The organism is Marinobacterium litorale DSM 23545, from assembly GCF_000428985.1.
Lineage (GTDB): Bacteria > Pseudomonadota > Gammaproteobacteria > Pseudomonadales > Balneatricaceae > Marinobacterium_D > Marinobacterium_D litorale.
Window position 1 is genome coordinate 105,878 of the sequence record NZ_AUAZ01000007.1, and the last position, 24,560, is coordinate 130,437.

The following is a 24,560-nucleotide window of genomic DNA, read 5'->3' on the forward strand; positions in this document are numbered from 1 at the left end:
CACGATGAAACTGCTGGTTGTCGAGGATGATCCGGATCTACGCCGTCAGCTGAATACCGGCCTGTCGGATCGAGGCTATACCGTAGAGGAAGCCTGCGACGGCGAAGACGCGCTCTATATGGGGCGCGAGTATCCCTACGATCTGGCCATTGTCGATATCGGTTTGCCCAAGCTCTCAGGCATCGAGCTGATCCAGCGCTGGCGCAGTCAGGGCATCAACTTTCCGATACTGATTCTGACCGCACGGGGTGATTGGCAGGATAAAGTCGAGGGGCTGGAAGCCGGTGCCGACGATTATTTAGTCAAACCCTTTCATACAGAAGAGCTGGCAGCGCGTCTCAATGCCCTCCTGAGACGGGCTGCTGGTCACGCGGTGCCTCAGCTCTGCTTTGGTCCGTTAACCCTGGATACCACGGCACGGACCGTGGCGCTGAAAGGCCAGCCGGTCAAACTGACCAGCTATGAATACCGGACGCTTGAATATCTGGTGGTTAACGCCGGTAAAACAATCTCCAAGACCGAACTGACCGAGCATCTGTATCATCAGGACTTTGATCGGGACTCCAATGTGCTGGAGGTCTTTATTCGGCGTTTACGTCAGAAGCTGGACCCGGACCAGACGCTGCAGCCGATCGAGACCGTGCGGGGTCTGGGTTATCGCTTTGTTCTGCAGGCCGATGACAACGGCGGATGACATTTTCCTCCCTGATTCCCCGATCCCTGAAGGCGCGTCTGTTCTGGGCGTCAGTCGTGCTTCTGCCGGTGGTCACTCTGTTTGCTGGCGCGGCACTGCAGCGCGCTTTTCACAACAGTCTTAAGGCCTCCGAGGCCAGTCAGGCGCGGCTGCATGTGTATCTGCTGCTGGGTGAGGCGGAGCTGCGAGACGGTCAGCTCTGGCTTCCTAACAGCGTGCAGGAACCGCGTTTCAGTCAGGTTCAATCAGGGCTGTATGCCAGCGTTCACGCGCGCGGGGGCGAACTACTCTGGCGATCACCCTCTGCGGAATTACTGTCAGAGGAGCTGCTGGGCCGACTTGCGGTGAGCAACCTGGAGCCGGGCCAAACCCTGTTTACTCATCTGGCGGGAACGGGCCTGTTTGTCTTTCAGTATCCGGTGGTTTGGGAAGTCGAGGGCGGTGAACGCCACTTTTTGGTTTCCGTACTTCACACCGATGCCAGTGTAGAGCGCGAGATGCAGGCGTTTGCCACTCAGCTCTGGGGTTGGCTGGGTGGCGTTTACCTGCTGGCACTGGTGGTTCAGTACCTGATCATGCGCTGGGGTCTCAAGCCTCTGGATCGGTTGGCTGAAGATCTGGAGTCGATCGAGCAGGGTCAATCGGAAAAACTCAAAGGCGCCTATCCGCTGGAAGTGCAGGCGGTGACCGATAACTTGAACCGGTTGATCGAAAGTGAACGGCGGCAGCGGGAACGTTATCGCAATACTCTGGGAGATCTGGCCCATAGCCTCAAGACGCCGTTGGCGGTGATCCGGGGCGCAGCGGATGAGGCGATAGATTCGGATCGTTACCGTCAGTTGGTCAGTGAACAGACCGCGCGCATGACGCAGATCGTGCAGTACCAACTTTCCCGTGCCGTCAAATCACCGGGAGGTGCGCTGGCCGCGCCTGTGCCGGTGGGTCCGGTGGTCTCCCGTATATTATCGGCCTTGTCCAAGGTCTACGCCGAGAAGTCGGTGGCTGTGCAGTGTGAGCTCGGTGAAGAGCTTAACTTCGCAGGCGACGAGCACGATCTGATGGAGCTACTGGGCAATATCCTGGAGAACGCCTTCAAGTATGGGCGGCATCAGATCGCCATCCGTGGCTGGATCGCCGATGGAGTACTCTGGTTGGAAGTCGCTGATGATGGCCCGGGGGTTAGTCCGGACCGTCGACAGACCATTCTGGAGCGCGGCGCCCGGCTGGACTCCTCCGCGCCGGGCCAGGGCATTGGCCTATCGGTGGCCGTGGATATTCTCAGCAGTTACGACGGCGCGCTGGAGATCCGTGACAGCGATTCATTGCCAGGCGCCGCATTTCTTATTCAGTTGCCTACGTTGGCTTAACATTCCAAGAACAATGTAATCTTTGATCAGACTTGCGATGCCAGGTTTTACAACGGCTTTATGAATACCTTGGAGTTGCGCTGGAAGTTGTAGAGCTCTTTACGTTGCCCTGGCAATGAATCCAGCGGGGCGGCTCTGAAGCCGCGCTCCAGGAACCAGTGTGCAGTACGGGTGGTCAGCACAAACAGGGACTTAAGCCCCTGACTGCGGGCGTCATCCTCGATATGCTCCAGCAGCAAATCACCCCGTGCCCCACCGCGATACTCGTTGCTGATCGCGACACAGGCCAGCTCCCCCATACGGTCATCCTGGAACGGATAGAGTGCGGCACAGCCGATAATTGCGCCGTCGCGAACCACGATGCTGAAGCGTTCGATTTCCGCCTCCAGCAGCTCCCGGGAGCGGCGTACCAGAATACCCCTCTCCTCCAGAGGCGCAATCAGTTCCAGAATCCCACCGACATCCTCAATGGTGGCTGCGCGCACCTGCTCGTAGGATTCTTTGCTGATCATGGTACCGGTGCCATCGCGGGTAAACAGCTCGATCAGCAGTGAGCCGTCCTGCGCGTGGCTGACCAGGTGGCAGCGTGGTACGCCCTTATCGCAGGCATCGACCGCAGCCTGCAGCAGACAGGCGGTTTCGGTCCAGGGCGCTTCCGGGTCATTGGCAACGCTGGTCTCATAGTGATGGACAAGTCGGCGTGCCGTCTCGGCCAACAGCTCACTGCGCAGCTCGCCGCTGGAGTCGCGAATCCCCTCCTGCTGGCCAAACAGAATCAGCTTGTCGGCTTTCAGTGCGACGGCAGTCCCGGTGGCCACTTCCTCGACGGACAGGTTGAACACTTCGCCGGTGGGCGAATAACCCAGGTTGGAGATCAAAACGATATTGTTCAGGTCCAGCTGTTTCTGAATAGCCTGGCTATCGACCCGTCTGAGCTCGCCGGTATGGCCCATATCAACCCCGTCGAGCACACCCAACGGACGTGCGGTCACGAAGTTGCCGCCACAGACGCGGATGCGAGCGCCGTGCATGGGGGTGTTGGCCAGCCCCATGGAGAGCTGGGCCTCGATTTCGGTTCGCACGCGGCCGACGGCCTCAATCACGCAGCGCAGGGTCTGGCTGTCGGTCACCCGCTGGTCGTGGTGGAGACGCGTTTCCAGCCCGGCTTCCCGGGTGCGCTCATCGATCTGAGGACGCGCGCCATGTACCAGCACCAGCCGTACACCGAGGCTGTTCAGCAAGGCAATATCGTGCACGATGCTGGCCAGGCGACTGTCGTTGATCGCTTCACCGCCGAGCATCAGGACAAACGTCTTGCCCCGGTGCGCATGGATGTAGGGGGAAGAGTGGCGGAACCAGTTGACGAAATCGAGTGTGGTGTCGTTCACGTGGGTAACCTGTCAGGGGGCCTGTTTAGAGGCAGTAGCGGGTAATCATCTGTTTGAGTATGTCGAGGGTCGGCTGGATCTGGTCCAGTGCCAGGAATTCATCGGGCTGATGAGCCTGATCGATGGAACCCGGCCCCATGACGATCGTATCCATCCCCAGTCCCTGAAGGAAGGGGGCTTCCGTACCGAACGCCACAGCCTCGCTGGTGTGGCCTGTGAGCTTTTCCGCCAATGCAACCAGCCCCTGAGTCTCCGGGTTTTCAAAGGGTGGAATGCCCGGGAACAGGGAACGAGCCTCCAGCTTTACGCCGAAGCGCTCGCCCAATGGCAGCAAGCGTTCGCTGATCGCATCGCGCAGCCCTTCCATGGTCATGCCGGGCAGAGGGCGCAGGTCGAACTCCAGCTCACACTGGCCGCAAATTCGGTTGGGGTTATCGCCCCCGTGGATACAGCCAAAGTTCATGGTGGGGTAGTCGACGCGGAAGTGGCTGTTACGGTGGCGCTCTTTCAGTTCCTGGCGGAAGGCGGAAAGCTCGTTAAGCACGCCATGCATCGCATCAAGGGCATTGGCCCCCAGTGAAGGGTCTGAAGAGTGACCGGCCCGGCCTTCGATCCGCACGGCCTCCATCATCATCCCTTTATGCATCCGTACCGGGCGCAGGCTGGAAGGCTCGCCAATGATCGCTGCCCGCGCTTTCGGTTTACCCGCCTCGGCCAGCGCCCGGGCGCCGGACATGGAGCTCTCCTCATCGGCGGTCGCCAGGATGATAAGAGGCTGTTTGAGCGGCTGATCGGCAAACTCTTTGGCCGCTTCTATCGCCAGCGCCAGAAAACCTTTCATATCGCAGGTGCCTAGCCCATACAGGCGCTGGTCACGCTCGACCATCCGAAACGGATCGCTGAGCCAGAGTTCCGGGTCACAGGGTACAGTGTCGGTATGGCCGGACAGGACCAGTCCACCGGAGCCTGAGCCCAATGTGGCGATCAGGTTGGCTTTGTTCTTTTCTCCGGGTACGGGCATCACCTCACAGTTAAAGCCCAGCCCGTCCAACCAGGTGTGCAGGTGCTCGATAACGGCCAGATTGCTCTGATCCCACTGTGGTGTGGTTGAGCTGATAGAGGGTGCGGCGATCAGTTCGCGCAGCATCGCCAGAGCGTTGGGTGTAGTGCGAGACATGATGGACTCCGCTCGTTGGCTGAAGGGTCAGCATGGGCAAAGCGATATTGTGCAGGCTTTACCGTGCAGCGTCCATTATAGACGCCGACCGCCCAGGGCGGTCGGCGCAGAGGGCCCGGGGATCAGGAAAAGATGCCCTTGAGCATGAAGAAGAACAGGATAGAGAGCAGTGCGCCGGCGGGCAGGGTAACGACCCAGGACACGAAGATTGTGCCTACCACCCTCAGGTTCAGAGCGGCCATACCCCGTGCGATACCGACCCCGAGTACGGCGCCGACCAGCGTATGGGTGGTGGAGATCGGTAGCCCGGTGCCCGACGCGACCACAACGGTCGAAGCGGCCGCCAGTGTTGCCGCAAACCCACGGCTCGGGGTTAGCTCGGTGATATTGGTACCCACCGTCGCGATAACCTTATGACCGTACATGACAAGCCCTGCCACGATGCCGCCGCCGCCGAGCAGGAGAATCCATGCCGGCATGGCCGATTTCTGCGCCACACCGCCATCGGCAGCAACGACGCCGACCACGGCCGCGAGCGGGCCCACCGCGTTGGCCACGTCATTGGAGCCGTGGGCGAACGCCATGGCACAGGCGGTAAACAGCATCAGGATACCGAATACCTTTTCCACACTGGTGAAGTGATACTCTTTGTCCGCCTTGGGGTCTTCCTTGATACGGCGCAGCATAAAGACGCCCAGCGCCATTACGCCCAGCGCTACAACCGCAGATATCAGCGCGCTCTGACCCCAGCTAAGATGAAGACCGATGTGCTTGAGCCCCTTGGTGAAGGTAACCATCGCAACGATAAAACCCACCAGGAACATGTAAAAAGGCACATAGCGCTTGGCATTACTGAACGGGTCGTTGGTGTCAAAGATCAGCCTTTGTACGCTCCTGAAGAGCACAAACCCGATAATACCGGCAGTGACGGGCGAGACGACCCAACTGGCAACGATGGTTCCGACCTTGCCCCAGTGCACCGCCTCCACGGAAATTCCCACCGCCGCAAAGCCAACGATGGCACCGACGATAGAGTGGGTCGTCGACACAGGCCAGCCGAAGTGGGTGGCGACCAGCAGCCAGACACCGGCCGCCAGCAGTGAAGCAAGCATGCCGTACACCAGCAGCTCCGGACTACCAGCGAGAATACCGGGCTCGATAATCCCCTTCCGGATGGTTGCGGTTACCGCGCCACCGGCCAGGTAGGCGCCGGCGAACTCAAACAGAATAGCGATGATGATCGCTTGCTTAAGCGTGATCGCGCGTGAGCCAACCGAAGTGCCCATGGCATTGGCCACGTCGTTGGCACCCACGCCCCAGGCCATGAAAAAACCGAAGACGCAGGCCAGGATGACAAAGATCTCACCGTGCTGAACTATGATTTCCATTGGTTCCTCGTTCGACAGCTATTAACGGGCCAGAAGCAGCTGCAGACGGCTGCCTACCTGTTGTGCGCGGTTTGCCAGGTCTCCGACCCAGCTGATGATCTGGTAAAGAAACATCACATCGACCGGATACAGGTCACGCTCTACGGCGAACAGGGCACCGCGCAGATCGCGCTCGTGCTTGTCTGCTTCGTATTCAAGGCGGTCCAGTTCGGTCAGCAGCTTCTCGACCACCTCGATCTCATGGCCACGGAAGCCCGATGTCACCAGCTCGTCGAGCTCATGAAGCGCTTTCCTGGCCTGGTCGGTGGCTTGGAGTGCCGTATCGAGGAGTTTGAGCATACCTCCCTGCAGAGCGACGGGAATCGTCATTTGCCGACCCAACACCAGCCCGGCGATATCCTTGGCTTTATTGGCGATCTTGTCCTGCATACGGATCAGATCGAGCAGGTCGGTGCGAGGGACGGGCAGGAACAGGTTGCCTGGGAGGTTCTGGCGAATCTCTCGCTTGATGGCGTCTGCCTGGTGCTCCAGTTCGGTAACCTGCCGTTGGTGCTCAGCGGCTTTCTCCCAGTCCTCCTCGATCACCGCCTGGAAAAACGGGACGAGTTCAGCGGCGCTTGCCTGCGCCTTATCGATATGTTCCTGCATCGGCATGAAGGGAGAACGGGCGAACATCTGGAAAAGGGGGCTGTTTACCATTGATGTGTACCTGATTTTTTGCCGGTTGGAATTGGGGCGAAGTATACGTATGAAACCCGCTTTTTTGTAATAAAAGCGCAATTAAACTGTCATAACTCATCTAAATATCGCCGAATTTGGGGATTGGACATGGATGCCTGGTTGGTGCCCGGTCTTATCGGACCTAAAATGGAATAAAACCAACTCAGTGGAGCCAAGTAATGGGAGCGGAAACAGAACTGAAACTGGCCATTTTGCCGGAATATGCGCAGGACGTGGCCGGTCTGGCCCTGCCGGGGGCCGGTGAGAAGGAGCCGGGAGACGCTCTGGAACTGACCAATATTTACTACGATACTCCAGGCTGTGACCTCCATCTGGCCCGCTCGGCGCTGAGGATTCGGCGTCAGGGGGCGGGCTACATCCAGACACTGAAGAGTGCAGGTAATGGCCAAGCGGGGCTGTCTATCCGCAACGAATGGGAGTGGCCCCGTGATGAGCCGACACTGGACCGTGCGGTATTGGCAGACCATCTGCCGGATTCACTAACGGGGGGCGAAGGACTCTTACAAACGCTGGTCCCTGTTTTTGAGACTAATTTCCAGCGCCGGATTGTGATGCTTGAGGGTGATGAAGCCGGTGGCTGGCGTGTCGAGATGGCGTTCGACCAGGGCGAGATCCTGGCCGGTGGTCGCTCTGAACCGATCTGTGAAATCGAGCTGGAACTCAAGCGCGGCACACCGGATTGCCTGTTCCAGCTGGCTTCCGAAATTGCGCGCCAGTTGCCGGTGCAGGTGTTGGATGCCAGTAAAGCACAGCGCGGCTATCGACTTGCCGGGCATGACGTGCACGCGTTGCCACAGGTCAACGTGGAGTTTCAGAACAGCGAAACCTTCACACTGGTGTCTCTGATATCCGCGTGCCTTAAGGCGTGGCCGCCGCTGTTGGACGCCGCGTTTGCGGGCGACGAAGTTGCACTGGGGCGGTTGGTGAAAACCCTGGATCTGTTGCTGGTGGCGCTGGAGTCTCTGCCCGAAGTGGCGGAGCATTGCCAGGTCTTGATTTCCCAGTATCAGCGGTTACGTTCGGAGGTGGCGCGCGCCCACGACTGGCGGCTGTTGAGCTGTATGCCTGCCGCCTGGAAGGCACAGCGCAAGCAGGAAGCAAAATCGCATCTGGAGGGGCTGCGCCACAAGACCCTGCCGGGGCAGCTGGCGCTGGCGACAGGCGAGCTGCTGTGGCAGATGGCCGAAGATGCAGAAGGGGATGTGAATGAGCGCTGAGCTGCTGGTCATCCACACCGGGGGAACGATCGGCATGATGCCGGGCCCCGCGGGCCTCGAGCCGGTCCAGGGGTTCGAGCGCATGGTGCGTGAGCGGCTGGGTGCTCGCCTCGGTGCGCTGCCGACTTTCGATTTTATCGAGTTGGAGCCACTGATCGACAGCGCAGAGCTATCTCCCGGCCACTGGGCTCAGCTCGTTGCCTTGATTGAACAGCATCTGGTGCAGTATCGCGGGATCGTGATTCTGCACGGTACCGATACCCTGGCATATACCGCTGCGGCGCTCTCCTTCATGCTTGCCGGTCTGGACCGACCGGTGATTCTGACCGGATCCCAGATTCCTTTGCACAACAGCCGTAATGATGCGGAAGGACATCTGCTGGGGGCGCTGGAGTTGGCGGCGCGACCTGAAATCCACGAGGTGGCTATCTACTTTAATGGACGCTTGTTGAGAGGTAACCGGGCCACCAAGATGGATGCCGGAGCCATGGCTGCGTTCGACTCGCCCAACTTTCCGGAACTGGCAACTCTGGGCATCGATCTGGCTTTAAATGAACAGCTGCTTTTGCCTGCCGGTACGCCGAAGTTTTCAGTCGCCACTTGCGACGCCGATTCGGTGGCCGTACTGCGTCTGTTTCCGGGCTTGAGCGCTGGCCAGCTCCAGGCGATGCTGGGCCAGGCTCACTGCCGCGCCCTGATCCTGCAGTGCTATGGCGTGGGCAATGCACCGGTCAGTCAGCCGGGCTGGCTGGAAACGCTGGAGGCCGCGGTTGCGGCGGGTAAGGTGGTAGTCAATATCAGCCAGTGCTACCGCGGAGCGGTCGTCCCTTCAACCTATGCGACCGGCTCTGCGCTGGAACGGGTGGGGGTCATTGCGGGAAACGACATGACGCTGGAAGCCGCTTTCGGCAAGCTGCACTGGTTGCTGGCTGCCGGTCATAGCGCGGCCGAGATTGCCGGGCTGATGCAACGTTCCATCTGCGGGGAGATGGGTTAGCGAACCGGGCAGCGCAGGGACTGCCCGGTTTCGAGGCCTCAGTGGTTGAGGATCTGGCTGAGGAACATTTGGGTACGCTCATGCTGCGGGTTGTTGAAGAACTCGTGGGGCGGGTTCTCCTCAATGATCTGACCGCCATCCATAAAGATAACCCTGTCTGCCACGGTTTTGGCAAAGCCCATCTCGTGAGTTACGCAGAGCATGGTCATCCCCTCCTGGGCCAGCTCGATCATGACATCGAGCACTTCCTTGATCATCTCGGGGTCCAGGGCGGAGGTTGGTTCGTCAAACAGCATCACATCCGGATTCATACACAGGGAACGGGCGATCGCTACACGCTGCTGCTGCCCCCCGGAGAGCTGGCCGGGAAACTTCTTGGCCTGCTCCGGGATTTTTACACGTTCCAGGTATTTCATGGCGGTGGCTTCGGCTTCCTTGCGTGGAATCTTCTTCACCCAGATGGGTGCCAGCACGCAGTTCTCCAACACGGTCAGGTGGGGGAACAGGTTAAAGTGCTGGAACACCATGCCCACATCCTTGCGGATCGCTTCGATCTTCTTCACGTCCTGTGTCAGCGGCACGCCGTTGACGATAATGTCCCCCTGTTGGTGCTCCTCCAGGCGGTTTATGCATCGGATCATGGTGGACTTGCCAGAGCCGGACGGTCCGCAGATAACGATGCGTTCGCCTTTCTTAACTTCCAGGTTGATGTTTTTCAGTACGTGGAACTCACCGTACCACTTGTTCATGTTACGCAGCTCGATCATCAGCTGCTCATCGGAATGGGTTACCGCGTCACTCATTGTCTTAATCTCCAAAATCAGGCCCGGTTACCGTGTCCGGTGTGTAGCCGTTTCTCCAGATGCTGGCTGTAGCGCGACATGCTGAAGCAGAAAATCCAGAAGACGAAGGCCACAAACACATAGCCTTCAGTGGCGTAACCGATCCATTTCGGGTCGTTGGTGGCTGCCTGGACGATGGCCAGCAGATCGAACAGACCGATAATCAGCACCAGGCTGGTGTCCTTGAACAGGGCGATGAAGGTGTTCACGATCCCCGGGATCATCATCTTCAGTGCCTGGGGCAGGATGATCAGAATCATCTTCTGCCAGTAACCCAGTCCCAGCGCGTCCGCGGCTTCGTACTGGCCTTTCGGAATCGCCTGCAGACCGCCGCGCACGACCTCCGCCATGTAGGCGGACTGGAACATGGTGATACCGATCAGGGCGCGCAGCAGCTTGTCGAAGGTCATACCTTCGGGGAAGAACAGCGGCAGCATGACCGATGCCATGAACAGCACGGTAATCAGCGGGACACCGCGCCAGATCTCGATGTAAACCACCGACAGTGATTTAACGATCGGCATGTCGGACTGTCGCCCCAATGCCAGAAGCACCCCGATGGGCAGCGATGCCACCATACCGACCACGGCCAGAACCAGGGTCAGACTGAGACCGCCCCACTGGTGAGTATCGACGGCCTCCAGTCCAAAACTTCCCCCGGTCAGCAGAAAGAATGCGATTACCGGGTAGATGACCAGCGTGATCAGTGCGGCGATCCCCTTAGCGGGTAGCTTGGGAATAGCCAGCCAAAGGATAAGGCCCAGCAACAGGAAAAAGGCCAAGTCCAGTCGCCAGGTCTCGGAGTCCGGGTAGAAACCGTACAGGAACTGATCGATACGTTGGCCGATAAAGACCCAGCAGGCGCCACCGTCGGTGCAGGACTCCCGGGCAGTACCGGTCCAGTTGGCATCGATCAGCACCCATTGAACGACCGGAGCCAGTATCGTGAATGCAAGCCAGGCCAGAAGGACGGTGGCGATGGAGTTGAGCGGTCCATTGAACAGATGCTTGCGCGCCCAGCCGATGGCGCCAATGGTATTGGCCGGGGGCGGAAGCGTGGGTTGAAGTTCATATTTCATCGGTAGCCCCCTTAGCGCTCAACCAGCGACATGCGCTTGTTGTACCAGTTCATGAACAGCGAGGTCAGGATACTCAGCGACAGGTATACCGCCATCGTCATCGAGATGACCTCAATCGCCTGGCCGGTCTGGTTCAGTGTCGTCCCGGCGAACACGGAAACCAGGTCCGGGTAGCCGATGGCTGTGGCCAGCGATGAGTTCTTGGTCAGGTTCAGATACTGACTGGTCAACGGAGGAATAATGACCCGCATCGCCTGCGGAATAACGATCAGGCGCAGGGTTCGGGTCTTCGGAAGCCCCAGCGCGGAAGCGGCTTCAATCTGGCCATGGGGAACCGACAGAATCCCCCCTCGCACGGTTTCGGCGATGAAAGCGGCGGTGTAGATGGTCAGGGCCAGCCAGAGCGCGGCCAATTCCGGAATGATCGTCATCCCGCCCTGAAAGTTAAAACCTTTCAGTTCCGGGTGGTCAAAGGTTAACGGTGCTCCGGCGATGACAAAGGCGATCAGCGGCAGGCCAATAATCAGTCCGAGGCTGACCCAGCCGGCGGGGAATATCTGACCGGTGGCATCCTGGCGTTTGTGGGCCCAGCGCTTGATCAGAACGCTCGCGATAATGGCAATGGCCAGAGCGCCCCAAACCAGTCCAAAACCGGCTTCGGTGACCGGCGCGGGCATATAGAAGCCGCGAATATTCAGGTAGGTGCCAAAGAACTCCATGCTTTGCCGAGGCGATGGCAATGCCCTGAGGACGGCGAAGTACCAGAAAAAAATCTGCAGCAGCAGCGGGATGTTTCGGAAGATTTCGATATAAACGGCAGACAGCTTGGCGATAAGCCAGTTATCCGACAGCCGGGCGATGCCCAGGATAAAGCCCAGTATGGTGGCGGCTACAATCCCCAGGAAGGAGACCAGTACCGTGTTCATCAGACCGACGAGAAAGGTGCGGCCGTAGCTGGAGGCTTCAGAGTATTCGATCAGTGACAGGGGAATCCCAAAACCGGCTTCCTGAGAGAGGAAGCTGAAACCGGTGGTGATACCGCGCTGTTCCAGATTGCTCAGGGTGTTGGAAACGATAAACCAGATGAAAGCGCCGATAACCAAAACCAGCAGAACCTGGAAAACCAGGGCGCGTTTGGCGGGGTCATTGTAGAACTTGACCTCCTGGCTGGGGTCTGTGGCGGGCGTGCTTCCCTTGGCGTTAGGCAGGTCCGATGACATCAGTTGTCTCTCCAGTCCCAAAGGGTAACAGGTGGATGCACGGAGCCGACGATCGGCCGGCTCCGTGTGACGAACAGATGATTAGCGGATTGGCGGCGCGTACATGATGCCGCCGTTGTTCCACAGGTTGTTCAGACCACGGTCAATGTCTTGTGGAGAGTCTTTACCCACGTTGCGGGCGAAGGATTCGCCATAGTTACCGACCTGCTTGACGATCTGATACGCCCAGTCATCGCTGATGCCCATGCCTTCTGCCAGACCCTGTTCGCCACCGAGCAGACGCTTGATGCTTGGGTTTTCGCTTGAGGCTTTCATTTCATCAGCGTTGGCCGAGGTTACACCCAGCTCTTCGGCGTTGAGCATGGCGCTCAGCGACCATTTAACGATGTTGAACCACTGGTCATCACCCTGACGAACCACAGGACCCAGAGGCTCCTTGGAGATAACTTCAGGCAGCGCAACCACAGAACTTGGATCGTTCATCCGGGTACGCAGACCATAGGCCTGAGACAGGTCGGTGGTGAAGGCATCGCAACGACCGGTATCGAACGCGGTGGCCGCCTGCTCGTTGGTATCGAATACCACCGGCGTATGCTCAAGACCGTGGGTGCGGAAGTAGTCAGCCATGTTCAGCTCGGTCGTTGTACCGGACTGGACACAGATGGTGGCACCATCGAGTTCTTTAACGCTTTTCAGCCCCAGGTCCTTCTTAACCATGAAGCCCTGACCGTCGTAGTAGTTGACGCCGGCGAAGTTGATACCCAGCTGGGTATCGCGGGTCAGCGTCCAGGTGGTAACACGGGAGAGGACGTCGATTTCCCCGGAGGCCAGAGCGGTGAAACGTTCCTTGGCGTTCAGCGGAGTGAATTTGACCTTGCTCGCGTCACCCAGAGATGCAGCGGCCACCGCACGGCAGACATCCACATCCAGGCCGACCCAGTTACCATCCTGATCCGGTACCGAGAAACCCGGAACACCGGAAGTAACACCACATTGCACGTAACCGCGTTCCTTGACGGCATCCAGTGTGCCGGCAGCCTGAGCGGCAAACGTCGCCATGGTAAGTGACAGCGTTGCGCTAGCCAGTAAGGTTTTTTTCAGCATCATTTAGGTCCTCTTTGGTGAGTTTTTTTCCAAAGCTGGGCTTTAGTGCCCTAATTTTCTGTTTTTATTTGACTGACCGTTCAGTTAGCAAAACCTGTTCCAACTCAATGGCAGGCGGTTTCCTTCAAACTGATAGCGGGAGTTCGGGATGGACGATGAACTTCCCGGACCGTCTATAGGTGTAGCCTGTCAGCGTGGAAAACGCCATTCACAACCCGTAAACCTTTGGTCTGATTGTGTATGTTCGGTGACAGTCAATATCTTTTTGACCGGTTGGGCAAGTGTTTTATGCGCGATCACTGTGCGTGCTGTTCTCAATTGGTGCGTCTGTTAAGCGGGCCCGGCTCTGGTTTAAAGTAGGGCTTATACCGTCCCACCATGGAGCTTTTCCACAATGCGTGCACACTCCTCCTCTCCCCTTTCTTCCGGCCTCAGTCAGTGCCTTGAGCAGAACCGGCGGCGGATCGAGGCCGCTTTGGCACAATTACCGGTCCAGCCCGACTGGCTCGATAGCGAGCTGGTTCCGGTGCTAATCGGCAGTGATTACGTGGCCGAGCAACTGGAACGTCAGCCTGAGTTACTTGCCGACTTGCTGGACAGCGGGGATCTGGAGCAGGACTACACCCCGGGCACTCTGAGGATAATGGCCGAGAAGGCGCTGTCCGGCTGTGACGGTGAAGAGGAGCTGCAGCGCCGACTGCGACGTTTTCGGCGCCGTGAAATGGTGCGGATCATCTGGCGTGACTTGACGGGCCGCGCCGAGCTGGCGGAAACCACGCGGACCTTGTCCGAGATGGCTGACGCGCTGATCGATCTGGCGCTGGACTGGTTACACGATTGGGCTGTTGAGCGCTGGGGGCGCCCCATGGGGCTTGATGCTCAGGGGCGCAAACAGGAGCAGCGTCTGGTTGTACTCGGGATGGGCAAGCTTGGCGCCTATGAACTTAACCTGTCCTCAGATATCGATTTGATTTTTGCTTTCCCTGACAACGGTGAAACCGAAGGTGGACGTAAGTCGCTCTCCAATCAGGAGTTTTTTACCCGAGTTGGTAAGCGGCTGATTCAGGCGCTGGATGCGCCGACCGTGGATGGGTTCGTGTTCCGGGTTGATATGCGGCTGAGGCCGTTCGGCAGTGTGGGGCCGCTGGCCTGTAGTTTTGATGCCATGGAGACTTACTACCAGGATCAAGGGCGTGAGTGGGAGCGCTACGCAATGGTTAAGGCCCGGGTGGTGGCCGGCGATCAGGCTGCCGGTGCCGAATTGATGGCAGCACTGCGCCCCTTTGTTTATCGCAAATATATCGATTTCAGCGCGTTCGAGTCGCTCAGAGAGATGAAGGCGCTGATCAATCGGGAGGTAAAGCTAAAGAACCGGGACCAAAACGTAAAACTGGGTGCCGGGGGCATTCGTGAGGTGGAGTTTATCGCCCAGGCCTTCCAGCTGATCCGGGGCGGGCGTGACCCACGGTTGCAGCAGCGCGAACTGAACCGAATCCTGCCTCTTCTTCCTGAGTGCGTCGGGATGCCCACTGAGGTTGTCGATGAGCTGCTGGAGGCCTACCGCTTTTTGCGTGATACCGAACATGCGTTGCAGGCCGTGGCCGATCGTCAGACGCAGGAGCTGCCTCGGGATGAGCTGGGGCAGGCGAGACTGGCCTTTGTGCTGGGTTTCGAGAACTGGGATAGCTTTAGCGCGCAGCTGGCCGCGTATCGCGAGCAGGTCTCCCTGCACTTTGCCGAGGTGATCGCGCCCGTACATGAAGAGGAGGAGAGTGATGCCGAGGCGCGCGCCAGCGCCGAATGGCTGGTCCTGTGGCGGGCCGAGCTGGACGGTGTGGCGGAGGACGCGCTGCGGTGGCTATCCGAGCAGGGATTTAAGGATGCCGAACGCGCCTACAGCAAGCTGGTTGAGCTGCAGTCGCAGAGAACCGTTCAGATGCTCCAGCAGGTTGGTCAGGAGCGGCTCCAGGCCGTGCTTCCACGCCTGCTGCAGGTGGTGGGCGAAACCGAAAATCCTGAAGAGACCCTTGAACGCGTGCTGCTCTTGATCCAGGCAGTGCTCCGTCGTTCCGCCTACCTGGTTCTGCTCGCTGAGAATCCCGGCGCCCTGGCTCAGCTGGTTCGATTGTGCTCGGCCAGTCACTGGTTTGCCGATCAAATATCCCATCAGCCGGGTTTGTTGGATGAGCTGATCGACCCGCGCACCCTGTTCGCCCCGCCGGATAAAACCAAGCTCAAGGATGAACTGCGTCAGCTGATGCTGCGAATACCGGAGGAGGATACCGAGCAGTTGATGGAAGCGCTGCGCTATTTCAAGCACGCCCATGTGCTGCGGGTTGCCGCATCCGATATCACCGGCGCGCTGCCGCTGATGAAGGTCAGCGATTACCTGACCTGGCTGGCGGAAACGGTGCTTGATGCCGTGCTGGAGATGGCGTGGCGGGATATGACCGCCAAGTACGGGACACCACAACGCTCGCCGGGCGAGCTGTGTGATCCGGACTTTATCGTGATCGGCTATGGCAAGCTGGGCGGGATTGAACTTTCCTATGGCTCCGATCTTGACTTGGTATTTATCCACGACGCCGATACCAACCTGGCGACCACCGGCGGCAAGAAAGAGATTGCCAATCCGGTGTTCTTTACCCGCTTCGGGCAGCGCATGATTCACATCCTGAACACATTGACCCCTTCCGGGCAGCTTTATGAGGTCGATATGCGATTACGCCCCTCCGGTAACTCTGGCCTGCTTGTCACTTCGCTGGCGGCATTCGAGAGCTACCAGCGCAAGGAGGCCTGGACCTGGGAACATCAGGCACTGGTCCGGGCGCGAGTGGTCAGCGGGAGTGAGGCGGTCAGCGAGCGTTTTCAGGCCGTACGACAGGCTATAGTCGGGCAGGCGCGCGATCCCGATACGCTTCGCACCGAAGTGCGTGAGATGCGCGAGAAGATGCGTCAGCAACTGGGAACATCACCCAGCAAGGAAGCGGAACAGTTTCACCTCAAGCAGGACCGCGGTGGGCTGGTTGATATCGAGTTTATGGTCCAGTACCTGGTGCTGGCCAACGCCGGCAACCACCCTGAACTGATGACTTATACCGATAATATCCGGATTCTGGACTCGATTGAGGCCGAGGGGTTGCTGGCGCCGGAGCAGGCCGATGAGTTAAGAGAGATCTACAAGGCCTATCGCGCGTTTGGCCACAGGCAGACGCTGCAAAATAAACCGACTGTGGTGAGCGGAGATCAGTTGAAGGAGTATCGGGAGCGGATCAGTCAGTATTGGGAGACGCTGATGGAGTGCTGACAGCCCGAAGGCTGTCAGCGCAGGCAGGTCAGACTTTGAGCAGCCAGCCGTGCGTGTCTTCCGCGCGGCCCCACTGGATATTGTTGAGCGCAGTGCGCAGCTTCACGGTGGTTTCGCCGATGCCGCCGTTGCCGACACTGATCTCCTCGCCCTTATAAATCAGCGTGCCCACAGGCGCCAACACGGCGGCGGTGCCCGACAGTGCTGCTTCGCAGCCCGGGCGCGCGGCGCGCTCAAGCAGCTCTTCGACGGTCAGATCACGCTCGGATACCTTCATCCCCTTATCCCGGGCGATGGTCAGGATCGAGTCACGGGTTACGCCGTGCAGGAAGCTTTCGTCCAGCGCCTTGGTAATGATTTCGTCGCCATCGATCAGCAGGAAATTGGCTGCGCCGGTTTCCTGCACATCGCCGCCGGGGCAAAACAGCACCTGGTCCGCTTTGAACTCGGCACGTGCCTTCATGGTCGGCAGCAGGGCGCCGGCATAGTTGCCACCACTTTTCACCATGCCCATGTGGGGCGGACAGCGCATGCCGCCATCATCCACCAGCAACCGCAGCGCTTTGTCGCCACCGGCGAAGTAATCCCCCACCGGTGAAAGCAGGATATACAGACAGGAGGTGAGTGAGGGCACCGCCGCCTTGCCGATTGCCGGTTCGGTACCGATATGGGTCGGGCGAATATACAGGGATCCAGGTGGCTCCGGGGCATCGGACGCGAACTTGCGAACGATCTCTACGATCATCCGGGAAACCATCTCTTTATCGAATTCCGGCAGCGCCAGGAGCTCGGAGCTTTGTGCAAAACGATCGACGTTCCGGTCCATCCGGAAGATGTTGACCGAGCCATCCGCATGACGGAAAGCTTTCAGGCCTTCGAAGCAGGTGCTGGAGTAGTGCAGCACATGGGCACCCGGATGAAGCTGAATGCTGTCACTGGAGACGATCTCCGACGGGCTCCAGTTAGAACCGTCAAACCAGGAGATTGCCATTTCTGGCATAAAAACAGAGCCGAACGCGGACATATCAGACCATCCTACCTAAAAGCAGTGAGTATTCCCGAATACAGCCCGGAGTGACCGGACTCGAAAGCAAGAGTGTAAATTGTAAGCATCCGTAGCGAAAATGGAATCTTTCGAAGGGTGTAAAAGCGACACAAATCAAACCCGATAATGTCGCCGCTGTTCGTAATTGTTTATCATGGCCGCCCTGATGGGGTGTAAAGAGGGGTGCAGTGTCTGATCTGCTGATTATCAGCGATGGTAAACCGGGCCACCGCAATCAGTCTCTGGGGCTGGCGCAGGCGCTGCAGCGTTGCAAGCCCTCGCTGACGCTGGAGGAGCGCGCACCTCTGTCCAGAATGCAGGCTCTCGGCTGTCTATTGAGACGTGCGCCCAGCGGTGCACCGCGTCCCCGGTTACTGATCGGAGCCGGTCACGGGACCCATCTGACACTGCTGGCGCTGAAACGTTGGTACGGGGTACCAGCCGTTGTATTGATGAAACCAACGCTACCTACCACCTGTTTCGATCTTTGCCTGATCCCGGCCCATGATCAGCCGCGCCCTGCACCGAATGTGGAAAGGACGATGGGGGCGTTAAACCGAATGTACCCCGGTGACAAACAAACCGGCCGTGGACTGATTCTGATCGGTGGGCCGTCAAAGAACAGTGGCTGGGTGGAGTCAGAGCTGATCGCGCAGTTGAGAGCACTTACGCGGACGCCGTTCAACTGGCGGATGACGACTTCCCGCCGCACGCCGGACTCGACTCTGGCTCTTTTGCAAACACTACCCGGTGTGGAGTTGGTGCCGGCAGCGCAGACGCCGGATGGCTGGGTCGCAGCAGAGTTGGCCGAGGCTGAGCAGTGCTGGGTCACCGAAGACAGCGTTTCAATGATTTATGAAGCGCTCAGTGCCGGCTGCGGCACCGGTTTGTTGCCGGTACCCTGGCTCCAGCAGGGACGGCTTTACCGGGGGCTTGAGCAGCTGGCCGAGCGGCAGCTCGTGTGCCGTTACCGGGAATGGTCGGGCGGTGCGCTGAAACCGCCACCGGAAAAATTTAATGAGGCCGAGCGTTGCGCCGCCTTGATCGTAGATAGGGGTTGGGTATGACATTGCCGACACTGGAACAACTGAAGATAGGTATCATCGGACTGGGTTACGTGGGTTTGCCGCTGGCTGTCGAGTTTGGCAAGCGCTACCCGGTGACCGGTTTTGATATCAGTCAGCCCCGCATCGATGAGCTGGAGGCGGGCCACGACGGCACGCTGGAAGTGGAAGACGAAGCCCTGGCACAGGCCAGCAACTTACATTTCACGACCAATGTCAGTGAGCTTGCGCAGTGTAACGTGTATATCGTTACCGTGCCCACGCCGATCAACGGCCACAAACAGCCTGACCTGACCCCGCTGCTCAGCGCCTCCCGCATGTTGGGTGAGGTGGTGTCGCCCGGGGATATTGTCATCTATGAATCCACCGTCTATCCCGGCGCAACGGAAGAGGATTGCATCCCCGTTATCGAGCAGGTGTCAGGCCTTGTTTACAACCGGGATTTCTTTGCCGGTTACAGTCCGGAGCGAATCAACCCCGGTGACAAGGAGCACCGTGTCACCACGATCAAAAAAGTCACCTCGGGCTCTACGCCGGAGGTGGCCGCTCTGGTCGATGAACTCTACGGCTCCATCATCACTGCGGGTACCCATAAAGCCAGCAGCATCCGCGTGGCTGAAGCGGCCAAGGTGATTGAAAACACCCAGCGGGATTTAAATATCGCCCTGGTTAACGAACTGGCGATTATCTTCAACAAGTTGGGGATCGACACCCTGGAAGTCTTGGAAGCCGCGGGTACCAAGTGGAACTTTCTACCCTTCCGTCCGGGACTTGTGGGTGGGCACTGCATCGGCATCGACCCCTATTACCTGACCTACAAGGCGCAATCCGCCGGGTATATTCCGGATGTGATCCTGGCCGGGCGACGCATCAACAGTAATATGGGTGCTTACGTTGCGGATGAAATGGTTAAGGCGATGCTGAAAAAGCGGATCCATGTCTGTGGCAGCCGTATCCTGATCATGGGTCTGACTTTCAAGGAAAACTGCCCCGACCTGCGTAATACCCGGGTAATCGATATCCTGCTGGCACTGAGAGATTATGGCGCGGATGTAGAAATCTACGATCCCTGGGTCGATCCACAGGAGGCTGAAGAGGAGTATGGCGTGAAGCCGCTCAGCTCGGTGCCGGAAGGCGCATACGACGGTATTGTTCTGGCTGTTGCGCATCAGCAGTTTCACCAGTTGGGCACCGAGGCGATCCGCCGCTGGGGCAAACCCGAGCACGTCCTTTACGATCTGAAGTACGTGCTGCCCAACGGAGATGCGGACCTGAGGCTCTGATTCCTATGGGGACACGGCTGACGACTACGTCTCCAGACTCCAGGCTCCAGTGGGCAGCTGAAATCAGCATCTACCTGGTATTGGCGTACCTGATAAACGTGGCTTTTATCTTCCCGGTGGCGGATGCCTATCTTAAGCCATTGATGCTGATCTCCGTGTTGTTGTGCCTCGGGCTTCGCCGTCAGGCGGGGGACTGGAGCACGGTGCAAAGTGCCGGTTTGCTAAAACCACTGGCATTCTATACGGCGGTACTGTTGGGCTCCTATCTGGCCTACGACGGGTTTGAGAGCACCCTCTGGATGTTTTTCTTCTGCTCCGTATTTGTTTACAGCGCATCCTTTATCCGGCTATCGAGTCGCTTGCTCACCCTCGCCGTTGTGTTTGCCGCTCTCGAGTGTCTGGTCCTCATTCTGTTGCACGGGTCCGAGGCCGGTGATGAGCGGTTGCAGGGGGCCACCAACCCGATCTTTTTCGGTATGTATACCCTTGTAATGGCACTACTGGCCGCATATTTGAGTGTGGGTGAAACACCGGCCTGGCGTATCGGCTTGCGGCTGACCGCGTTGGTGTTTCTGTGTGCTGCTGCACTTACCCTGAGTCGTGGCGTGTTGTTGGCCCTGATCCCCCTGGTACCCCTCTATCTCTGGCATCTCAGCGCTACCCGGCGCCATGGGCGGCGCAATCTCCTGCTGGCGTTTATTGGTGGCGCTGTACTGGGCGGTGCGGTGATCAGCCAGACCGCCTTGCCTTCACGAGTTGAGCAGGCACTGAGTGAATATTCTGCGGCGACTCAAGCCGGTGAGGGACATTTCGAAAGCTCCGTCGGATTCCGGTTGTTGATCTGGCAGTTCGCGCTGGATGTGGCTGCCGAGCATCCCCTGTTTGGCGCCGGTAATGAGCAGTTCCAGGCCTATAAGCAGGTCTGGGTGGACCAGGGGCGGTATGACCCGGCGTTGGTGGAATTCCTGCCCGGTGCTCATGCCCACAATCAGTACCTGCAAGATCTGGCACTGCGCGGTGTACTGGGATTAGCCGCGCTGCTATATCTGATGGCAGGCCCCGGCATCAGGGCGATTGAGATGATTCGTGCGCGTCAGAGCCATCTTGCATCCGCAGGGTATCTATTGCTCAGCCTGAGTCTGGCTTATGCGGTTTTCTCTCTCACTGAAGTCGCCTTTAAGCATCCAGAGAAAATCGCCCTGTTTGCGTTGGTTGCCTTTATTGCGCTCAGGCTCGACAAGGCCACCGAAGCGCGGCCCGGAGGTGAACAATGAAGGTGATGCAGGTTCTGCCGGCACTGGATAGTGGCGGTGTCGAGCGGGGTACCCTGGAGGTGGCGGAATACCTTGTTAATCAGGGGCACGAATCGCTGGTGGTATCGGCTGGCGGGCGTCTGGTCGATGAGCTGTGTGCCGCAGGCAGTCGACATATCGAGCTGGACCTGGGGATAAAATCGCCGTGGACCTTTCGTCATGTTTTTGCGGTAAGGCGTCTGTTGCGAAAGGAGCGACCCGATATTCTGCATCTGCGCTCGCGGATGCCGGCCTGGGTGTGCTGGCTGGCCTGGCGAGGCTTGCCGGAGCAGGATCGCCCTCACCTGGTGACAACCGTGCACGGCTTGTACTCGGTCAGCGGTTACAGTGCGATCATGTGCCGGGGCGAGCGTGTTATTGCCGTCTCACAAACAGTTAAGGCATATATTCAGCAGAATTATCCACAAACCGCCGATGAGCGGATTCGGCTCATCTACCGCGGTATTGATGCCAACGACTTTCCCGCTGATTACCAGCCCAGTGAAGCCTGGCGCGAGGCCTGGTATGACCAGTACCCGCAGCTCAAAGGTCAGCAAGTACTCACTCTCCCGGGGCGCTTGACGCGTCTGAAAGGTCATGGTGACTTCATCGATTTGATAGCGTCTCTTCGGTTATCCGGGCAGCCGGTTCATGGGCTGATCGTTGGTGGCGAGGATCCCAAGCGCCGCGCCTATGCCCAGGAGTTGAGGGCGCGGGTGAAAGAGCTGGGGCTGGAAGACAGTATCCACTTTACCGGTGCACGCTCTGATATCCGGGAGATCTATGCGGTGTCTGATATCGTGTTTTCGCTCTCGACCAAGCCTGAGTCCTTTGGGCGTACCGTGGCCGAGGCGCTGAGTATGAAAGTGGCCGTGGTCGGCTATGCCCACGGTGGCGTGGGCGAGATTCTGGCAGCGGTTTTCCCACAGGGCCGGGTTGAACTCGGTGACAGCGAAACGCTGCAGAAGAGGGTACTTGAGCAACTTAAAACCCCAAGTGTACCTGGCGAAATGCCGTTTTTGCGGGAAACAATGCTTGAACAGACCCTCGCCTGTTATTCTGAGTGTCTGAAATAAACTGAAACCGGCAGATGGAGCCAGCACCTTGCAGCGACAGGAAAACCCCTCCGTGGCGCAAACCCATGTGGTCTGCCTGAAATGGGGAACCAAGTACCCGGCTGACTATGTAAACCGGCTATATCGGATGGTGGCCCGGCATCTGAGCCGCCCCTTCAGTTTTCACTGCATGACGGAGAACCCCGAGGGTTTGCTGCCGGACGTGGATGTATTGCCACTTGAAGAGACCGGTCTACATGGCTGGTGGTATAAGCTTTCGCTGTTTCGCGAAGATTTTTATGGCCTGAGCGGCAATCTCATCTATCTGGATCTGGATGTGGTCATCACCGGAGATATCGATTTTCTGGTGGATCAGCCCGGCGACTTTCTGATTATCAAGAACTGGTCGCGCAATGAGATGTGGAACAGCTCCGTCATGCGCTTCCCTATTGGTGCCTATAGTCGGATCTGGACCGAGTTTGTGGCCAATCAAACTCAGATCATGGAATCGCTTAACGGGGATCAGGAGTGGATCTACCAGTGTGTACCGGATGCCGGACACTGGCCCGTGGACCGGGTACTCTCCTACAAGAAAAGTCTGGACTCGAAGGCCTTGCACTGGGCTGAGAAACTCGGCCTGGGGCGGCTGGGGCTGGGCGCACCGCAAAGCGCCGATACTCCGTTGCCCGAGCGCGCATCGATTATTATCTTCCACGGTAAACCGGACCCCGAGGATGTGGCGGATGGTCCCTACGGTTTCTGGAAGCGGGCGTCGTTTATCCGTCGAGCCTGGGAGGGTAAGGATTGAGAGCGCTATTGCTGGCGCTCAAACGGCGCAGGGCAAAAAAGTTAGGTGTGGATATCGGCAACCGGTCGCTAATTGACGACCGAGTGCTATGGTTGGTTGAACCCGGCGTCCGCCTGGGGCGTTTTGGGCTGGGCCCGACGGTGCTCGATCAGATTCGGGTAGGCGCGCATAGTTATATCAGAAGTGGTGAAGTGCATTGTCTGGCGAGTGTCGGGCGCTATTGCTCCATCGGCCGGAACGTTACGCTGGGTCAGGATGGTCGCAACCATCCACTGGACTGGGTGTCCACCAGCCACCGCCTCAGTCATACCCACCGGCCCGATCCGGTACCGGTGGAAATTGGACATGATGTCTGGGTCGGCGATGGAGCCGTGATCATGGCAGGTGTCCGTGTCGGAAACGGCGCCGTGATCGCGCGTAACGCGGTCGTGACCAAGGATGTCGAGCCCTACCAGATCGTTGGTGGGAATCCGGCCAAGCCTATTCGATACCGGTTTGAGGCGGAGGTTATCGCCGCGCTGCAGAACTCCCTGTGGTGGGAGTACCCCTTGCCTGCGTTGCGAGACCTGGCATTTGATCAGCCGTTGAAATTTGTTGAGAGGCTCCTTGAACTGAGCCCGGAGAAAGCGAATTATCCCCGGCTGGCCGTAGGACAGGGTAAAGTGGTAAAAAAGTCTGGCTAGCAGGTCTGACCGGTCAGCCAATCGATTAAGAGAATTATGAAACAAGTTATCTGTATGAAATGGGGCCAGTTGTACGGGGCCGAGTACGTTAACCGCCTCTACGCCATGGTCCGTCAGAATCTGACTGGCGATCTGCGTTTTGTCTGCCTGACTGACGACAGCAGCGGTATTCGGTCAGAGGTGGAGTGTCATGATTGCCCCACCATCGATCTGCCGGAACCCCAGCGTCGTTTAGGCTGGCGCAAACTGACGCTATACCGGGGCTCGGAGCACCTCTTCGGGCTCGATGGCGACTGGCTCTATCTGGACCTGGATGTGGTGGTCAGCGGCGGGCTTGATCCCTTTTTCGAATTCCAGCCAGAAAAAACATTCGTGGTTATGCAAAACTGGACTCAGCCCGGAAAGGGGATCGGTAACACTTCCGTGTATCGGTTCAGGGTCGGGGCCGACGCGTACCTGTTTGATAATCTGATCGAAAATCAGACTCGCATCCTGACCGAGTTCCGTAACTCACAGACCTACATCTCCCGCTCGGTTAAAGAGATCACCTTCTGGCCCGATGAGTGGTGTGTGCTGTTCAAGACGCATTGTGTGCCGCCCTGGCCGTTCCGTTTCTGGAAGGAGCCTGTACTTCCCCCGACAGCACGGGTGGTGGCTTTCCCCGGGGATCCCAACCCGCATGATGCGGTGGTGGGGCACTGGCCTGTGAAGAAGCCGTATAAGAAACTCTACAAGCAGATTCGCCCGGCGCGCTGGATTCAGCAGATTTGGGACCGGGCTGAACGTGGGGAGGCAAGCTGATCAGAGTT

Annotated in this window: 21 protein-coding genes; 12 read left to right on the plus strand and 9 right to left on the minus strand. The window is 58.4% G+C overall.

Annotated elements, in window-relative coordinates; genetic code table 11:
* Positions 1–4: 4 nt before the first annotated feature.
* Positions 5–694, plus strand: coding sequence for a response regulator transcription factor (locus G403_RS0108005; RefSeq protein WP_027853524.1), 690 nt, complete (start codon positions 5–7; stop codon positions 692–694).
* Positions 691–2,061: an ATP-binding protein gene (locus G403_RS0108010; RefSeq protein WP_051298721.1), complete on the plus strand. Its 1,371-nt coding sequence runs from the start codon at positions 691–693 to the stop codon at positions 2,059–2,061. Before G403_RS0108005 ends, G403_RS0108010 begins: the two co-directional genes overlap by 4 nt.
* A 47-nt stretch (positions 2,062–2,108) precedes the next feature.
* On the opposite strand, the gene argA is transcribed toward G403_RS0108010, so the two are convergent.
* The 4 genes from argA to G403_RS0108030 all read right to left on the minus strand — a co-directional run bounded on the left by argA (position 2,109) and on the right by G403_RS0108030 (position 6,713).
* Positions 2,109–3,449: an amino-acid N-acetyltransferase gene (argA, locus tag G403_RS0108015; protein ID WP_027853526.1), complete on the minus strand. Its 1,341-nt coding sequence runs from the start codon at positions 3,447–3,449 to the stop codon at positions 2,109–2,111.
* Positions 3,450–3,474: 25 nt separating this feature from the next.
* Positions 3,475–4,626 carry an acetylornithine deacetylase gene (gene argE / locus G403_RS0108020; protein WP_027853527.1) on the minus strand — a complete coding sequence of 384 codons (1,152 nt, stop codon included), beginning with the start codon at positions 4,624–4,626 and terminating at the stop codon, positions 3,475–3,477.
* Between the two features lie 122 nt (positions 4,627–4,748).
* Positions 4,749–6,014, minus strand: a complete 1,266-nt coding sequence (locus G403_RS0108025; protein ID WP_027853528.1) for an inorganic phosphate transporter — start codon at positions 6,012–6,014, stop codon at positions 4,749–4,751.
* Between the two features lie 21 nt (positions 6,015–6,035).
* Positions 6,036–6,713 carry a TIGR00153 family protein gene (locus G403_RS0108030; RefSeq protein ID WP_027853529.1) on the minus strand — a complete coding sequence of 226 codons (678 nt, stop codon included), beginning with the start codon at positions 6,711–6,713 and terminating at the stop codon, positions 6,036–6,038.
* 200 nt (positions 6,714–6,913) lie between these two features.
* On the opposite strand from G403_RS0108030, the gene G403_RS24440 reads away from it, so the two are divergent.
* Both G403_RS24440 and G403_RS0108040 read left to right on the plus strand, forming a co-directional pair.
* Entirely contained in the window at positions 6,914–7,972 is a 1,059-nt protein-coding gene (locus tag G403_RS24440) for a CYTH domain-containing protein (RefSeq protein WP_051298723.1), read from the plus strand.
* Entirely contained in the window at positions 7,962–8,969 is a 1,008-nt protein-coding gene (locus G403_RS0108040) for an asparaginase (protein WP_027853530.1), read from the plus strand. Before G403_RS24440 ends, G403_RS0108040 begins: the two co-directional genes overlap by 11 nt.
* Positions 8,970–9,007: 38 nt before the next feature.
* Here G403_RS0108040 and G403_RS0108045 read toward each other — a convergent pair whose 3' ends face one another.
* The 4 genes from G403_RS0108045 to G403_RS0108060 all read right to left on the minus strand — a co-directional run bounded on the left by G403_RS0108045 (position 9,008) and on the right by G403_RS0108060 (position 13,217).
* The gene (locus G403_RS0108045; RefSeq protein WP_169719892.1) at positions 9,008–9,736 is read right to left on the minus strand and encodes an amino acid ABC transporter ATP-binding protein; all 729 of its coding nucleotides are present in this window, start codon (positions 9,734–9,736) and stop codon (positions 9,008–9,010) included.
* Positions 9,737–9,789: 53 nt separating this feature from the next.
* Complete coding sequence (locus G403_RS0108050) at positions 9,790–10,890, minus strand: amino acid ABC transporter permease (protein ID WP_027853532.1); 1,101 nt, start codon at positions 10,888–10,890, stop codon at positions 9,790–9,792.
* Between the two features lie 11 nt (positions 10,891–10,901).
* The gene (locus tag G403_RS0108055; RefSeq protein ID WP_051298725.1) at positions 10,902–12,110 is read right to left on the minus strand and encodes an amino acid ABC transporter permease; all 1,209 of its coding nucleotides are present in this window, start codon (positions 12,108–12,110) and stop codon (positions 10,902–10,904) included.
* Between the two features lie 81 nt (positions 12,111–12,191).
* Positions 12,192–13,217: an amino acid ABC transporter substrate-binding protein gene (locus G403_RS0108060; RefSeq protein ID WP_027853534.1), complete on the minus strand. Its 1,026-nt coding sequence runs from the start codon at positions 13,215–13,217 to the stop codon at positions 12,192–12,194.
* 391 nt (positions 13,218–13,608) lie between these two features.
* On the opposite strand from G403_RS0108060, the gene glnE reads away from it, so the two are divergent.
* Positions 13,609–16,521 (plus strand): bifunctional [glutamate--ammonia ligase]-adenylyl-L-tyrosine phosphorylase/[glutamate--ammonia-ligase] adenylyltransferase, encoded by a 2,913-nt coding sequence (gene glnE, locus G403_RS0108065; protein WP_027853535.1) that lies wholly within the window; start codon positions 13,609–13,611, stop codon positions 16,519–16,521.
* A gap of 28 nt (positions 16,522–16,549) precedes the next feature.
* Here the strand turns inward: glnE and G403_RS0108070 are convergent, their stop codons facing one another.
* Entirely contained in the window at positions 16,550–17,545 is a 996-nt protein-coding gene (locus G403_RS0108070) for a branched-chain amino acid aminotransferase (RefSeq protein ID WP_027853536.1), read from the minus strand.
* A 209-nt stretch (positions 17,546–17,754) separates the two neighbouring features.
* Here G403_RS0108070 and G403_RS0108075 point away from each other — a divergent pair, with 209 nt between their 5' ends.
* The 7 genes from G403_RS0108075 to G403_RS0108105 are packed head-to-tail and all read left to right on the plus strand — an operon-like array spanning position 17,755 to position 24,552.
* Complete coding sequence (locus G403_RS0108075; protein ID WP_027853537.1) at positions 17,755–18,633, plus strand: mitochondrial fission ELM1 family protein; 879 nt, start codon at positions 17,755–17,757, stop codon at positions 18,631–18,633.
* Positions 18,630–19,913: a Vi polysaccharide biosynthesis UDP-N-acetylglucosamine C-6 dehydrogenase TviB gene (gene tviB, locus G403_RS0108080; protein WP_036233035.1), complete on the plus strand. Its 1,284-nt coding sequence runs from the start codon at positions 18,630–18,632 to the stop codon at positions 19,911–19,913. The genes G403_RS0108075 and tviB overlap by 4 nt, the downstream gene beginning before the upstream one ends.
* Before the next feature lie 5 nt (positions 19,914–19,918).
* Positions 19,919–21,187, plus strand: coding sequence for an O-antigen ligase family protein (locus G403_RS0108085; RefSeq protein WP_027853539.1), 1,269 nt, complete (start codon positions 19,919–19,921; stop codon positions 21,185–21,187).
* Positions 21,184–22,281, plus strand: a complete 1,098-nt coding sequence (locus G403_RS0108090; RefSeq protein WP_027853540.1) for a glycosyltransferase family 4 protein — start codon at positions 21,184–21,186, stop codon at positions 22,279–22,281. Before G403_RS0108085 ends, G403_RS0108090 begins: the two co-directional genes overlap by 4 nt.
* A 28-nt stretch (positions 22,282–22,309) precedes the next feature.
* Entirely contained in the window at positions 22,310–23,068 is a 759-nt protein-coding gene (locus G403_RS22650; RefSeq protein ID WP_051298727.1) for a hypothetical protein, read from the plus strand.
* A complete protein-coding gene (locus G403_RS22655) occupies positions 23,065–23,751 on the plus strand; it encodes a CatB-related O-acetyltransferase (RefSeq protein WP_156899661.1) in 687 nt (228 codons plus the stop codon). Before G403_RS22650 ends, G403_RS22655 begins: the two co-directional genes overlap by 4 nt.
* Positions 23,752–23,787: 36 nt before the next feature.
* Complete coding sequence (locus tag G403_RS0108105) at positions 23,788–24,552, plus strand: hypothetical protein (protein ID WP_211232659.1); 765 nt, start codon at positions 23,788–23,790, stop codon at positions 24,550–24,552.
* Positions 24,553–24,560 lie beyond the last annotated feature (8 nt).